This window comes from Pseudomonas sp. GW821-FHT01E05 (assembly GCF_059422425.1).
Genome location: NZ_JBWKWW010000010.1, coordinates 92,816 through 105,908 on the forward strand (window position 1 = coordinate 92,816; position 13,093 = coordinate 105,908).

Consider the following 13,093-nt stretch of genomic DNA (forward strand, 5'->3'; position numbering starts at 1 on the left):
GCAGGGGTGGAGGATAAACATGAATGAATTCAAACAACCCGATTCCGGGACGCTGACTCATTTAGATGCCGAGGGCAGAGCCAATATGGTCGATGTCAGCGAAAAAGAGCCGACCAACCGTGAAGCTCAAGCACAGGCCTGGATACGTATGCGACCTTCTACGTTGAAACTTATCCAACACAATGGGCATCCCAAGGGTGATGTGTTTGCGGTCGCTCGAATCGCAGGGATCATGGCGGCGAAAAAAACCCATGAACTCATCCCTTTATGCCACCCATTGATGCTCAGCTCAATTCACATCGAGGTGAAGACTGTCGAGCCCGATAGCGTAAGAATTGTGAGCACCTGCCGACTTAACGGCAGAACAGGCGTTGAGCTGGAAGCTCTCACTGCTGCAAGTGTTGCGGCTCTGACTATCTACGATATGTGCAAAGCCGTCGACCGAGGGATGATCATTGATAGAATTCAGCTGCTCAAAAAACAGGGCGGAAGATCAGGTCACTTTGAAGCAGGTGCCGCTCAATGATTCTCATCAACTACTTTGCGCGTTATCGAGAGCAACTCGGTATTGGCGGAGAAAAAATTGCTCTGAACGCGTCATTGCGAAGCATTGACGATGTCAGAAAATTCCTGATCACCCGAGGAGAGGTTTGGGAGCAAGTACTCAGTGAAACCAGCCTTATGTGCGCGCTGAACCAGGAGTTATGCACACTCGGCGCCTCCATTGAAGAGTTCGATGAGATCGCCTTCTTCCCCCAAGTGACGGGTGGTTGAGTGATGACTATTCAGATCCAGACCGAGGCGTTCAACCTGAATGAACTGAACAGCGGTTTGCATGCCGAAGACCATAGCGTTGGGGCAGTGGCCACCTTCGTCGGATATGTCCGGGATATCAATCAGGGGGAAAAGGTCAGCAGCCTGTTTCTCGAGCACTATCCAGGAATGACCGAGCGATCATTGCAACTCATCGTCGACCAGGCCAATGAACGGTGGCCTCTTCAACAAGTGAAAATAGCTCACCGCGTGGGTCTTTTGAACGTCGGCGATCCCATCGTGTTTGTCGGAGTTGCCAGCGAACATCGACAGGCTGCCTTTGATGCCTGCGCCTTTTTAATGGACTCTCTGAAAACACGAGCACCCTTCTGGAAACGTGAAGAAACCCGATCCGGTGACCGTTGGGTATGCAGTAGAGAGAGTGATCGGCTGGCAGCAAGTCGCTGGGAAGGTAGTGATGAGTGAGCAAAAGGAATCCACCCCGTCCAAATGGCTGAGGGGTGGATGGGGTGCTCTAAAACAAGTCGCAGAACGGAATAAACCGTGCCGTGTCACCTGCCTGCAGCGCACAGCCCTCCAGAATCTCGACCAAGCCATCAGCCCAGGATGCGCCCAGCAACACGCCTGAACTCTGGTTCGGATAGAGTACGGCTCGCCCCTCCTCCAATTTGGCTCTCAGGTACTCCCTGCGGCCTCCTGCTTTAGGCCAGTCAAAACCGACGTTAATCGGGAAGCTCAATGGTGTGACGTCTTCGACACCCTGGATGCGCAACACGTAAGCCCGGGCCAATAGCCCAAAAGTCACCAGAGCCGACGTCGGGTTTCCTGGCAGACCGATGACCGGCACTGTGCCAAAGTGTCCCACCGTCAGTGGCTTACCCGGCTTTATGGACAGCTTCCAGAACAACGGTTTACCGCATTCACGCAGCACCTGCCCGAGACAATCGGCGTCACCTGCGGACACGCCACCGGTGGTGAGTATCAAGTCCGCATTGTGTTGCAACTGTTCGAGTTTGAGGCGCGTCTGCTGCGGCCGGTCGGGGAGAATACCTGCATCGATTACGTCGCAACCCAATGCACTTAACCAGTGGCTCAGTAAGGTGCGATTGCTGTTGTAGATACAGCCGGGCTTCAAGGGCATTCCCGGTTCGGCCAGTTCATCGCCTGTGGAGAGCAGCGCGACCCGTGGGCGCCGTACGACATGCACATGCGTACATCCCTGCGCCGCTGCGATGGCCAACTCGAAAGGTCCCAGTCGTTTGCCGGCAGGGAGCAAAACCTGCCCGACACGGTTCTCCTGGCCTTGCGGTCGAATATTCTGGCCAACTGTCAGTGACTGGTTGAAGCTGACGCGGCCATCATCCAAAAGCTCGACGTTCTCCTGCATCTCTACACTGTTGGCACCCTCGGGGACAGGCGCTCCGGTAAAGACTCGTACACAGGTCCCCGGTAGCAACGCTTCGGGGGCCTGACCGGCAAAAATTCGTTGGGATACGGCTAGTGGCTGTCCGCTCCAGTCGTCCACATTCAAGGCATAACCGTCCATCGCACTATTCGGCCAAGGCGGAAGATCCAGGATCGCCACCAGGTCACTGGCCAGCACCCGTTGCCGTGCATCACTCAGCTGTACTGACTCGCTATCATCGAGACGTTGGGCCTCAGCCATGACCAGCAGCCTGGCGATGGCCTCCTCCACAGGCATCAGCGGTGACTGACTCATCCCCGTGACCCGCAGACTTGCACAGGCTTGAGGTGCGGCACGAAATTGCACGGCCTGTGGCGTGCATCCAACTGCTCGGAAAGAATGCCTTCCCACGCGGTTCGACAGGCGCCAGTAGAACCTGGCAGGCAGCACACCAGTGTGCCGTTGGCCAGTCCGGCCAAGGCCCGGCTCTGTACAGTGGACGTGCCAATATCGAGAATAGAAATCGCCCGAAACAACTCACCAAAGCCATCAATTTGTTTATCCAACAAACAGGTCACCGCCTCAGGTGTACTGTCGCGGCCAGTGAATCCGGTGCCCCCGGTAATCAGCACGACCTGAATCCCCTCGTCGGCAATCCAGCTTGCGACCTGTGCCCGGATTTTGTACAGGTCATCCTTGAGCAAGTTGCGTTCACTCAGGGTGTGGCCCGCTTCCAGTAATCGACTGACCAGCAATTGCCCAGAGGTATCATTGGCATATTCACGGGTATCACTGACGGTCAGCACGGCAATATTCAACGGTACAAATAACGCATCCGACTTAACGCTCATGTCATTCTCCGGCAGGTAATAATGAAAACAATTGCTAGAGGCTAAAGCGCTAAAACGGTCACTGTCTAATCACTCTGGCCGACCAGATTATCGAGCGCGTCTATCGAAGGTTTTTTCATCCACAGTGATTCCTTATTCTAATTAAATTCGGTTTTGATAGAGTCAATCGATCGATCATTAAATACTTCTGATTGGACTGACAAGATAAACAGTGAGATCGTCTGCTCACCCAACTATCCGTGTTTTTAATCATGACACTTACCTGCTCTACTGCAGCTTCATCTGTACCCTGCTCAGTGCTACTACTTGCTGGCGGGCGCGGGGCGCGTATGGGGGGACGGGATAAAGGGCTGCTGCCCTGGAAAGGGAAGCCGCTCATCGCACATGTACACGCTGTAGTACGACCCTTCACCGACGACTTGATCATCTCCTGCAACCGTAATGAAAAAAGTTATCGAGCCTATGCCGATCAATTGGTCGAGGACTCACAAAGGGATTTCCCGGGACCTCTGGCAGGAGTCCTGGCCGGACTGGCTGTTGCGCACCATCCGTGGCTACTGATTCTCGCCTGCGACGCACCGAACATTGACGCGCCGCTGATCAGGGCTCTGTTAGAGGCGCGCCCTGCGACGGCTTCAGCGTTGATGGTGCAGCAGGCCGGGCAATGGCAACCCATGTTCAGCTTGATTCCCAAGGCGCTGCTACAGGGTTTGCAGCAAGACTGGGATGAGGGAGAGCGAAGCCTGTTACGCGCGCTGTTGAAACGTCACCCGAGGGCGTTGTCGTGCGCCTCGGACGACTCGCGCCTATGTAATTTCAACACCCCGGAACTGCTTTGCGAAACGCTATCTGCGTCATTTGAATAAGTTCACACTGTTTCCTCCAAAGGGTCGGTTCGGGACTTTTCAAACAATCCATGCGTCCTGGACTCCTGTGTTAATACTTACATCACATACTTCCCTCAGCAGGTGCCATCGTGGACATCAAACAACTCAAGTTCCTGATTGCGCTGGAACAGACTCGACACTTCGGGCAGGCCGCTGCTCGTTGCCACATTACTCAGCCGACGCTGTCCATGCGCTTGCGCAATCTTGAAGATGAACTGGGTCTGGAGCTGGTCACCCGAGGCCAGCGCTTTGAAGGTTTCACCCAGGCGGGTGAACGCGTGCTGGCATGGGCGAGAACATTGCTCGCCGCACATGACGGGCTGTTCGCCGAAGCCGCCGCGTGTCGCGGTCAGTTAGTCGGCAATTTGCGTCTGGGTCTGGTGCCTCTCAGCGGCTTTAATCCCATCAGCTACGTTCAGGGGCTTTCCCATACGTTCCCAGAGCTCAAATTCAGCCTGTCATCCATGAGCTCAGACCGAATCATCGAAGGCATAGGTAACAACCAACTGGATCTGGGCATCTGTTATCTCGATCATGTGAGTCCGGACTATCTGGATTTTTTCGAAATAGGAGAGACCCGCGTCGGCTTGCTGTACGACACTCGCCACTTCCATTTCGAAGGAACAGAAATGAGCTGGGAAGATGCCGCCGAGCTGCCATTGGGGACGATCAGCAATGGCATGCACTATCGAAAATCCGTTGATCTGAGTTTCCGCAGCCGCGGGCTAGACCCACAGCCAATACTCGAAACCGACTCGACTTATCAGTTGTTCCAGGCGATTCACGAAGGTTTTTGCTGCTCGATCATGCCGCTGAACAATGGTCTGGAAAACCCGATTGAGAATCTGGCCTTTATCAACCTTCCAGATGCAAGTGTTCTCGCGCCACTGGGTCTCGTGATGCGCAAAACCGAACCTCGCTCGGCAATCGCCGAGAAGTGTTTTGCTGAAGCCAGAAAACTATTTGCCGCAAAGAGCTGATTCGAGGGTTTTGTCATGTCTTGCCGAGTCGAACAATCATCTGAGCAAAGCGATGCGAATGCACCTGCGCCAAAGCCTCTGAACGTCACCTATCGAGAATACGATACGCGCGCACCCGTCTCCCAGGCTGCGTTAGCGTCCGAGATCGCCCTGGCCATTACGTACAACGGACTGAGCCACGCCGTGATGATGGTTTCACCCGGCAATATCGAGGATTTCATCCGGGGTTTCAGCGTGAGTAACGATATTGTTGAAAATCTGAACGAAATCCACGACATCCGTCTCTCGCACTTCGACCAGGCCTGTCAGGCGGATGTACAGATCTCCAGTCGCGCCTTCTGGGCACTGAAGAATCATCGCCGGCAAATGGCGGGTACCAGTGGTTGCGGGTTGTGTGGTGTGGAAGCGCTGGAGCAGGCACTTCCGCAACTGGACATTCTGGAGCCTGTTCCCCTCCCTCTCGCGGAACACTTCAGCGGACTGCGTGAGCGCATCGAACAGGCTCAAATAATGGCACGCAGCAGTGGCGCGCTGCATGCGGCGCTGTACTTCGACACTCACGGCTCGGCGCTCTTGTGCCGCGAAGATATCGGCCGCCACAACGCGCTGGATAAATTGATAGGCGCTATGCAGCATGCACAGATCGATGCACGTTGTGGCTTCACGGTAGTGACTAGCCGCTGCAGCCTGGAGCTTATTCACAAAGCGGTAAGGGCGAAGTTTGGCACGCTGGTCAGCTTGTCGGCACCCACCGCATTGACCGTGCAGTGGGCAATCAAGCACCGCCTCAACTTGATCCACGTCCCCCACCGAAGCGCGCCACGGATTTACAGCCCTGTTTAACGCCTCCACCTACAGTTCACCCCGACACCGGCACTCACCAACAGGCTTCACCAGCATGCGCGCTCCAGCGTTGCACTCTTTGAGAGCGCTCCACTCGACTGCAACGCTTCTGCGAAGCCCCTGGCGAATCAACAAAACGATCTGATTTTTTGAAGCCCGCTATCCGCTCGTCGCGTTTTTCTCGCCTGCCTCCCCGTTGGAATGATCCAGACCTCTGGCGCGCCTATGCTTATAAGTGCAAAAGGAGTTTATATACCCGTACCACAAGCAGCATTCGCTGCCTGGATACGGTGGCGGGGAATCTGACGCCACAGGGCGTTGATATCCCCTGATTGCCTCTCTCGACGTGGACATGCGACCCGGACATTCGCAGTCCAGCTCGAGTCATCCAAGAGGAGAAATGATATGTCTACCGTTAAAAAAATGCCGATCAGCACCGAACAGAAGACCAGCCAGCCATCAGTGAGCAAGGATCTCTGGCGTCCCTTCGACGCGCTGCGCCAACAGGTCGACAATTTGTTCGAAGACTTCGGTCGAGGCTCGGCGCTTTCGCCGCTCGGCCGTAGCCTCTTCGATGTCGAGCCGTTCAGCCGCGGCCTCTTTGATGTCGAGCCATTCTGGAATCGGGAGATGAGCGGTCGTGGCATGCCCGCCGTGGACATTGCCGAGCAGGATAAAAGCTACGAAATCACCGCCGAACTTCCCGGTATGGATGAGAAGGACATTGAGATCAAACTGTCCAATGGCAGCCTGATCATCAGAGGCGAAAAGAAAGCAGACAGGGAAGAACAGAGGAAGGGCTATCACCTCACTGAACGCAGCTACGGCTCATTCGAGCGGGTCTTCAACCTGCCCAAAGGGGTGGATGTCGACAAGATCGACGCGCATTTCAGCAAAGGCTTGCTGACGGTGGCTCTGCCGAAAAAAGCCGAGGCCATAAAACCGGAAAAAATTGTGCGAATTAAAGCCGACTAAAACCGCGTGCCCATTGGCCCCTTGCCAGAAAAACCTGGCAAGGGGCTTTTTCTGGGTTTCCCCTTTGCAGGCGCTGGCGCAGCCTGCGATCTTTTCAGCACTCACCCAGGATCGCGTTCTGACGGAGGATCAAAAGATCGTCCGTACGCGGCCCGAACCTTCGGCAGCTCCTGCGGGCAAACCACAGGGCGCCCGCTCGATATACATAAAACTGATCGACTGACAGCAGGTCTAAAATTTTAACCAATACTCAAGTGTAGGGCGCAGAACGACTCTGCATAGCACTGCACAGGGTCGTTGCTCACATGCATCGTTCACTCTCGAGCCCAGACCATGAAGAAGACCGATCAGTGGAATTTTTCATACTTCCTCATCACCTTCGTCGCGTTGACACTGGCGCAGTTCCTGTTTGCCGGACGCGCTGCCGTCGAGTCGATCCCTTACAGTCAGTTCCTGCAGTTGCTGAACGAGCATAAGGTCAGCGAGTTGAGCATCACCAAGGACCAAATCAACGGCAAGCTGCAAGAGCCTATCAACGGTCATAACCTGTTCAGCACAGTGCGGGTCGACCCAACCCTGGCGACAGAACTCGCTCAATCAGACGTCAGTTTTTCCGGTGTCAACGAAAACACCTTGCTGGGTAATCTGCTCGGTTGGTTCCTGCCCTTTCTGATAATCATGGTGGTCTGGAGTATTGTGTTCCGCGGCCTTGCCGGGAAACAGGGCATTGGCGGCCTGATGAACGTCGGCAAGTCACGGGCAAAAGTATTCGTCGAAAGCGAAACGGGGGTAACCTTCGCCGATGTGGCCGGCATTGACGAAGCCAAGGCCGAGCTAGTGGAAATCGTTTCGTTTTTGAAAGACAAGGCCAGGTACACCCGCTTGGGTGCCCATATTCCCAAGGGGACTTTGCTGGTTGGCCCTCCGGGAACCGGTAAAACCCTGGTCGCCAAGGCCATCGCCGGTGAAGCCGGGGTTCCGTTTTTCTCCATTTCCGGATCCGAGTTCGTCGAGATGTTCGTCGGCGTCGGCGCTGCCAGGGTTCGCGACCTGTTCGAGCAGGCTCGCCAGGCGGCCCCCTGCATCATTTTCATTGACGAACTGGATGCTCTGGGAAAGATGCGCGGTATCGGCGCGCTCGGCGGCAACGACGAAAAAGAGCAGACACTCAACCAACTGTTGTCGGAGCTGGACGGCTTCGATCCTCGCGAAGGCGTGGTGCTGCTGGCCTCCACCAATCGCCCGGAAGTCCTCGACCCGGCGCTGCTGCGGGCCGGCCGCTTCGATCGTCAGATCGTCATTGATCGCCCGGACCGCAAGGGTCGGTGCGAGATTCTCAAGGTGCATATCAAGCACATCACCGCTGACCTCAGCGCCGACTGCGAGCGTATTGCCCAGATCACCACCGGTTTCACTGGCGCAGACCTGGCGAATCTGGTCAACGAAGCCGCGATCGTTGCGACCCGTCGCGGTGCCCCGACGGTCAGCCTCGATGACTTCACGGCTGCGGTAGAGCGCATCATCGCCGGCGTTGAACGCAAAAGCAGTCTGCTACAGCCCGAGGAGCGCCTGGTGGTCGCCTATCACGAAATGGGCCATGCCCTGGCGGCCGGCACCTTGCCGGGAATGGACCCGGTGCACAAGGTTTCGATCATTCCCCGCTCTATCGGGTCATTGGGCTATACCCTGCAACGCCCGACCGAAGATCACTTTCTGATCAGTTACCAGACGCTCAAGGATCGCATCGTAGTGTTGATGGCCGGTCGGGCCGCCGAGTACATCGTCTATGGGCAGATTTCCACGGGAGCGGCGGACGACTTGACCCGGGCGACCGATATCGCCCGGCAACTGATTACCCGTTTCGGCATGAGCACGGAGCTCGGGCAGTCGGTGCTGGAGCGACAGACCCCCACTTACCTGGGCGATCACATGTTGAATCGGGGGGATAAGGACTACTCGGAACAAACCGCGCGGGAAATCGACCTCGGCATCAGAGCCCTGCTTGATGAAGCCTACAGTCGCGCCAAGGCGTTGCTTGAGGACCGTAGGGCTGATCTGGATGCCGGCGCCAGACTCTTGCTGGAAAAGGAAACCCTGACGCCTGAAGAATTCCCCGCGCTAATGCCCCTCAAGTCAGCGCTGCCCCGGCAGTCGACGTGATGCCACAGAGTGCTGCACGTCGGGCAATCCACTCTCATCGGAATGACGCTCATGAGCCCATCTTTCCAGGACTTCTCGAAGAAACTTCCCGGCTCCCGTGCCAACGGGGTGCAGACCTCCATTGTCCCCTTGTTACGCCAGTACGCTGAGGAGCTGCCGGCGTTGAATTCCGAGGCCTTCGGCGAGATGTTCGACCGTTACGCCGATGCTCGTGTGGTGATGATCGGTGAGGCCAGCCATGGCACCAGCGACTTCTACCGAACCCGGGCGGCCATCACCCAACGGCTGATTGAGCAGCATGGGTTCAATATTGTTGCCGTCGAAGCGGACTGGCCGGATGCGGGCCACGTTGACCGTTATGTCCGCGGGCTGGCGCCTTCGGCCTGGAAACGTCATATCTTCAGCCGATTCCCGACCTGGATGTGGCGCAATACCGATGTGAGGGCTTTCGCCCACTGGCTTCACCAGCACAACAGCCACAAAGCCTCCGAGCTGCGTGTCGAGTTTCGCGGGTTGGACGTTTACAGTTTGCGCAACTCCATTCGCGAGGTCTTGAACTACCTGGACCTGGGCGACCCTCAGCTTGCGCACGAAGCACGACAGCGTTATGGCTGTCTGACACCCTGGCAGGATGATCCTGCGCTATATGGCCATTTTGTCGAGCGCGGCGGCGTCATGCCTTGTGAGCAAGCGGTGATCGAGCAGCTCAATGCCATATTGGCCGAACAAATGGCCGGGCTTGTCCAGGACGACGAAGCTTTCTTCAATGCCACGCAAAACGCCCAGGTCGTTCGGGCGGCGGAACAATACTACCGAGCGATTTATCGAGGCTCGACCACCTCCTGGAACCTGCGTGACAGGCATATGTTCGACACCTTGTGTGCGCTGCTCGAGCATCGTGGCCCTCAAGCCAGAGCGGTGGTGTGGGCGCACAACTCCCATATCGGCAATGCCGCCGCCACGCAGATGGGCTGGAAGGGCCAGTTCAATATCGGTCAGCTGTGCCGCAGCGCCTATGGGCGCGACGTCGTGCTGATCGGCATGAGCACCGACCGTGGCCAGGTGGCGGCGGCCGATGACTGGGATGGCGACATGCACATCAAGGACATCCGGCCATCTCGAACGGACAGTTGGGAGTATCAGTTCCTTGAGGCGGGCATCGCTGCGTCATTGACCGACTGGCGCGATCCTCAGCGAGAAGCGTTGCGCCAGGCCCTCAGCGAGCCACTGCTGGAGCGGGCCATTGGGGTGATTTACCGACCTGAAAGCGAGCTCTCCAGCCACTACTTCCAGGCGGTGCTGGCCGAGCAATTCGACGCCATGGTCTGGATTGAACAGACGCAACCGGTGACCGCACTGCATCTGCCGAAAAGCCAGGAACTGGAACCGGAGGACGAAACCTTTCCGTTTGGCGTGTGATATCCGCACACCTGTAGGAGCACGGCTTGCCGGCGATGGCGTCCTTGAGATCGCCATCGTCGGAACGCCGCCCGGACCAAGCTCGGCTCCTACAAGGTTTGGCTCATTCGGGCGTTTTTTTTGCCGGCGTGTGCAGATACACCTCAAACCAGTCGCCAGCCAGGCTGGCGACTTTCTCCAGGGCTCCTGGTTCTTCAAAAAGGTGGGTGGCTCCGGCGATGACGTCCAGCCGGTGCTCACACTGGAGGGCCAGGGCGCTTTGGCGGTTAAGGCCAAGCACCGTCGGGTCCTGATCTCCGACGATTTGTAAGGTGGGTGCCTTCACCAGGGCCAGCGCTGCCCCGGCCAGGTCGGTCCGCCCTCCCCGGCTGACCACGGCATGCACCACGTCCGGGCGCAGCGCCGCTGCCAACAACGCCGCTGCGGCCCCGGTGCTTGCGCCGAACAGCCCGATGCGCAACGATTTCAATTCAGCGCTGTGCCCTATCCAGTCGATCACACCCACCAGTCGTCTGGAGAGCAGCGCGATATCAAAGCGCAACTCTCCGGTCAGGTAGTCCACGTGTTGTTCCTGCTCGGTGAGTAGATCGAACAGCAGCGTGCCCAGACCGCGCTGGGCCAGAGATTGTGCAACCTGCTGGTTACGTGGGCTCGAGCGACTGCTGCCACTGCCATGGACGAACACCACCAATCCGCCTGCGGCTGCAGGCAAACGCAAATCAGCGGCTAACTCGACGTCCGCCAGTTCCAGCTTGCGATGCTGTGGCTTTAGCATTGGACTGCCTTAAGGCACTCCCTGCCCCGAATTCGATTCGCGTTGCCAGGCGCGTTGCAACAAATCAATAACCTCTTCGTCCGGGGTCTGGGAAAAATCCGCGTACCAACTGCCGATCGACATCAGCCATTCGGGGGTGAGCGGGCAAACCAGCTCATCCACTTCGCTGCGCAGCGCCTCCGCGGTCTCCAGTGGCGCCACCGGTACGGCGACGACGATGCGTGCCGGTTTTTGCAGGCGCACGGCGTGTACTGCGGCCATCATTGAAGCCCCTGTGGCCAGCCCGTCATCGATCAGAATCACCACCTGGTCTTGCAACGCCACGGGCGGACGCGTTGCCCGGTAGACGCGCTCGCGGCGCAGCAGCTCCTGCGTTTCCCGTGCGGCCACGGCCTCGAGTGTGCGTTGATCAATGTGGTTAGCCCGTAGCGCATCCTCATTCACTATTTGTATGCCACCGCTGGCAATGGCACCCATGGCGAACTCCTGGTGAGAAGGAACGCCGAGCTTGCGGACCAGCATCAGGTCCAGGCGAACCTCCAGGGCTGTGGCCACTTCATAGGCCACCGGGACACCCCCTCGGGGCAAGGCGAGGACAATGACATCGGGTTTTGCGCTGTATTTAAGCAGCGGCTCCACCAGGCTACGACCGGCAGCAGCCCGGTCATGCAAGGTCGTTTGCCGAGAGGAATAATGAATCATTTAATAACCTCCTCCAGGTGGTATGCCCCCGATACCGGCTTCATAACATACCCACATAGTGTTTGACTGATGCGTCGAAGCCTATGTTCCCCGGTTACGCGAGCATTCGTGCAATGACGACGGCCGCAGCGATGTGCGGCGATTATCGCCGTAGCCTCCGGGCGCCAGGGTTCTCGTCCGGTCTGCTCCTGCGAACTACAGTGATTAGTATCACTTACTCTGGAGAATGGTCATGCGCGCCATGGTTTTACATTCCCCTGGTCAGCCGTTGCAATTGGAAGAGCGTCCAGTCCCGACACCTGCCCCCCATCAATTGCTGATCAAGGTGCTGGCCTGCGGTGTCTGCCGTACTGATCTGCACCTGTTCGACGGCGAGCTCCCTCAAGCGGTGCTGCCACGGGTTCCGGGGCATGAAATTGTTGGTCAGGTCGTAGCGGTCGGCTCGCAAGTGGCACCTTACTGGATCGGCAGACGGGTCGGCGTTCCCTGGTTGGGCTGGGCCTGCGGACACTGCGCTTTCTGCCTGACAGGACGGGAGAACCTGTGTAATCGGGCACTTTTCACGGGATGTCAGCTCGATGGAGGTTATGCCGACTACGTCCTCGCCGATGCGCGCTTTTGCCTCACCATTCCAGCCGCGCTGCCGCCTGTCGAGGCAGCTCCGTTGCTGTGTGCCGGGCTGATTGGTTATCGCGCCTTGCGGCTGGCGGGGACAGCGCGGCGACTGGGTCTCTATGGTTTTGGCGCCGCCGCTCATCTGGTCATACAAATCGCGCTAACACGTGGCCAGCAGGTGTATGCCTTCACCCGCCCTGGCGACACACAAGGCCAGGATTACGCCAGAAAACTGGGCGCTGTCTGGGCCGGGTCTTCAGAACAACCGCCACCGCAACCGCTGGACGCCGCGCTGATATTCGCCCCCGTCGGAGCGTTGATACCTCTGGCCCTTGCCGCGACGATCAAGGGCGGCTGTGTGATCTGCGCCGGCATTCATATGAGCGATATTCCGGCTTTTCCCTATCAACTGCTGTGGGGTGAACGAGTACTGCGTTCGGTGGCCAATCTGACCCGCGAGGACGGCAAGGCGTTCTTCGCCGAATTTCGTCATACCCCGATTCGCTCCCATGTCACCTGTTTTGCTCTGAAAGATGCCAATACCGCCCTCGCCTGCCTGCGACAAGGACAGTTCAAAGGGGCGCTCGTACTGACGCCCTGAACGCCAGTCAGTTACCGGGCGCTTCATCCCCGACCACACGTCGGACACCCCGGCTGACGTTGATACCAATCAACCCGTTTGCTCGTACTGGCGGCATGATCAGATA

Annotated in this window: 14 protein-coding genes; 10 read left to right on the forward strand and 4 right to left on the reverse strand. The window is 57.5% G+C overall.

Annotation, left to right across the window (positions count from 1 at the left end; translation table 11 throughout):
* Positions 1 to 19 precede the first annotated feature (19 nt).
* The 3 genes from moaC to moaE are packed head-to-tail and all read left to right on the forward strand — an operon-like array spanning position 20 to position 1,239.
* On the forward strand, positions 20 to 526 hold the full coding sequence (gene moaC / locus AC07W5_RS21680; RefSeq protein ID WP_495012171.1) for a cyclic pyranopterin monophosphate synthase MoaC: 507 nt from the start codon (positions 20 to 22) through the stop codon (positions 524 to 526).
* Entirely contained in the window at positions 523 to 774 is a 252-nt protein-coding gene (locus AC07W5_RS21685) for a MoaD/ThiS family protein (protein ID WP_494994148.1), read from the forward strand. Before moaC ends, AC07W5_RS21685 begins: the two co-directional genes overlap by 4 nt.
* 3 nt (positions 775 to 777) lie before the next feature.
* Positions 778 to 1,239, forward strand: a complete 462-nt coding sequence (gene moaE / locus AC07W5_RS21690; protein WP_495024300.1) for a molybdopterin synthase catalytic subunit MoaE — start codon at positions 778 to 780, stop codon at positions 1,237 to 1,239.
* Positions 1,240 to 1,288: 49 nt separating this feature from the next.
* On the opposite strand, the gene AC07W5_RS21695 is transcribed toward moaE, so the two are convergent.
* Together AC07W5_RS21695 and moaB are read right to left on the reverse strand one after the other, a co-directional pair.
* Positions 1,289 to 2,494, reverse strand: coding sequence for a molybdopterin molybdotransferase MoeA (locus AC07W5_RS21695; protein ID WP_495024301.1), 1,206 nt, complete (start codon positions 2,492 to 2,494; stop codon positions 1,289 to 1,291).
* Complete coding sequence (gene moaB / locus AC07W5_RS21700; protein ID WP_495024302.1) at positions 2,491 to 3,030, reverse strand: molybdenum cofactor biosynthesis protein B; 540 nt, start codon at positions 3,028 to 3,030, stop codon at positions 2,491 to 2,493. Before moaB ends, AC07W5_RS21695 begins: the two co-directional genes overlap by 4 nt.
* A gap of 251 nt (positions 3,031 to 3,281) precedes the next feature.
* On the opposite strand from moaB, the gene mobA reads away from it, so the two are divergent.
* The 6 genes from mobA (at position 3,282) to AC07W5_RS21730 (ending at position 10,294) form a co-directional block, all read left to right on the forward strand.
* Positions 3,282 to 3,896 (forward strand): molybdenum cofactor guanylyltransferase MobA, encoded by a 615-nt coding sequence (gene mobA / locus AC07W5_RS21705; protein WP_495024303.1) that lies wholly within the window; start codon positions 3,282 to 3,284, stop codon positions 3,894 to 3,896.
* Positions 3,897 to 4,006: 110 nt separating this feature from the next.
* Positions 4,007 to 4,897, forward strand: a complete 891-nt coding sequence (locus tag AC07W5_RS21710; RefSeq protein WP_494994153.1) for a LysR family transcriptional regulator — start codon at positions 4,007 to 4,009, stop codon at positions 4,895 to 4,897.
* Positions 4,898 to 4,912: 15 nt separating this feature from the next.
* On the forward strand, positions 4,913 to 5,740 hold the full coding sequence (gene fdhD / locus AC07W5_RS21715; RefSeq protein ID WP_495024304.1) for a formate dehydrogenase accessory sulfurtransferase FdhD: 828 nt from the start codon (positions 4,913 to 4,915) through the stop codon (positions 5,738 to 5,740).
* A 423-nt stretch (positions 5,741 to 6,163) separates the two neighbouring features.
* Positions 6,164 to 6,715, forward strand: a complete 552-nt coding sequence (locus tag AC07W5_RS21720) for an Hsp20/alpha crystallin family protein (RefSeq protein ID WP_495024305.1) — start codon at positions 6,164 to 6,166, stop codon at positions 6,713 to 6,715.
* Between the two features lie 333 nt (positions 6,716 to 7,048).
* A complete protein-coding gene (ftsH, locus tag AC07W5_RS21725) occupies positions 7,049 to 8,875 on the forward strand; it encodes an ATP-dependent zinc metalloprotease FtsH (RefSeq protein ID WP_495024306.1) in 1,827 nt (608 codons plus the stop codon).
* Positions 8,876 to 8,926: 51 nt separating this feature from the next.
* Positions 8,927 to 10,294 (forward strand): erythromycin esterase family protein, encoded by a 1,368-nt coding sequence (locus tag AC07W5_RS21730; protein ID WP_495024307.1) that lies wholly within the window; start codon positions 8,927 to 8,929, stop codon positions 10,292 to 10,294.
* Between the two features lie 103 nt (positions 10,295 to 10,397).
* On the opposite strand, the gene AC07W5_RS21735 is transcribed toward AC07W5_RS21730, so the two are convergent.
* Positions 10,398 to 11,069 carry a dienelactone hydrolase family protein gene (locus AC07W5_RS21735; RefSeq protein WP_495024308.1) on the reverse strand — a complete coding sequence of 224 codons (672 nt, stop codon included), beginning with the start codon at positions 11,067 to 11,069 and terminating at the stop codon, positions 10,398 to 10,400.
* A gap of 9 nt (positions 11,070 to 11,078) precedes the next feature.
* Positions 11,079 to 11,771, reverse strand: coding sequence for a phosphoribosyltransferase (locus tag AC07W5_RS21740; RefSeq protein ID WP_495024309.1), 693 nt, complete (start codon positions 11,769 to 11,771; stop codon positions 11,079 to 11,081).
* A 232-nt stretch (positions 11,772 to 12,003) separates the two neighbouring features.
* On the opposite strand from AC07W5_RS21740, the gene AC07W5_RS21745 reads away from it, so the two are divergent.
* On the forward strand, positions 12,004 to 12,987 hold the full coding sequence (locus tag AC07W5_RS21745; RefSeq protein ID WP_495024310.1) for a zinc-dependent alcohol dehydrogenase family protein: 984 nt from the start codon (positions 12,004 to 12,006) through the stop codon (positions 12,985 to 12,987).
* Positions 12,988 to 13,093: the final 106 nt, after the last annotated feature.

Coding starts and splice junctions, on each gene's coding strand:
- moaC (WP_495012171.1), top strand. CDS start 20: ATGAATGAATTCAAACAACCCGATTCCGGGACGCTGACTCATTTAGAT.
- AC07W5_RS21685 (WP_494994148.1), top strand. CDS start 523: ATGATTCTCATCAACTACTTTGCGCGTTATCGAGAGCAACTCGGTATT.
- moaE (WP_495024300.1), top strand. CDS start 778: ATGACTATTCAGATCCAGACCGAGGCGTTCAACCTGAATGAACTGAAC.
- AC07W5_RS21695 (WP_495024301.1), bottom strand. CDS start 2,494: ATGAGTCAGTCACCGCTGATGCCTGTGGAGGAGGCCATCGCCAGGCTG.
- moaB (WP_495024302.1), bottom strand. CDS start 3,030: ATGAGCGTTAAGTCGGATGCGTTATTTGTACCGTTGAATATTGCCGTG.
- mobA (WP_495024303.1), top strand. CDS start 3,282: ATGACACTTACCTGCTCTACTGCAGCTTCATCTGTACCCTGCTCAGTG.
- fdhD (WP_495024304.1), top strand. CDS start 4,913: ATGTCTTGCCGAGTCGAACAATCATCTGAGCAAAGCGATGCGAATGCA.
- AC07W5_RS21720 (WP_495024305.1), top strand. CDS start 6,164: ATGCCGATCAGCACCGAACAGAAGACCAGCCAGCCATCAGTGAGCAAG.
- ftsH (WP_495024306.1), top strand. CDS start 7,049: ATGAAGAAGACCGATCAGTGGAATTTTTCATACTTCCTCATCACCTTC.
- AC07W5_RS21730 (WP_495024307.1), top strand. CDS start 8,927: ATGAGCCCATCTTTCCAGGACTTCTCGAAGAAACTTCCCGGCTCCCGT.
- AC07W5_RS21735 (WP_495024308.1), bottom strand. CDS start 11,069: ATGCTAAAGCCACAGCATCGCAAGCTGGAACTGGCGGACGTCGAGTTA.
- AC07W5_RS21740 (WP_495024309.1), bottom strand. CDS start 11,771: ATGATTCATTATTCCTCTCGGCAAACGACCTTGCATGACCGGGCTGCT.
- AC07W5_RS21745 (WP_495024310.1), top strand. CDS start 12,004: ATGCGCGCCATGGTTTTACATTCCCCTGGTCAGCCGTTGCAATTGGAA.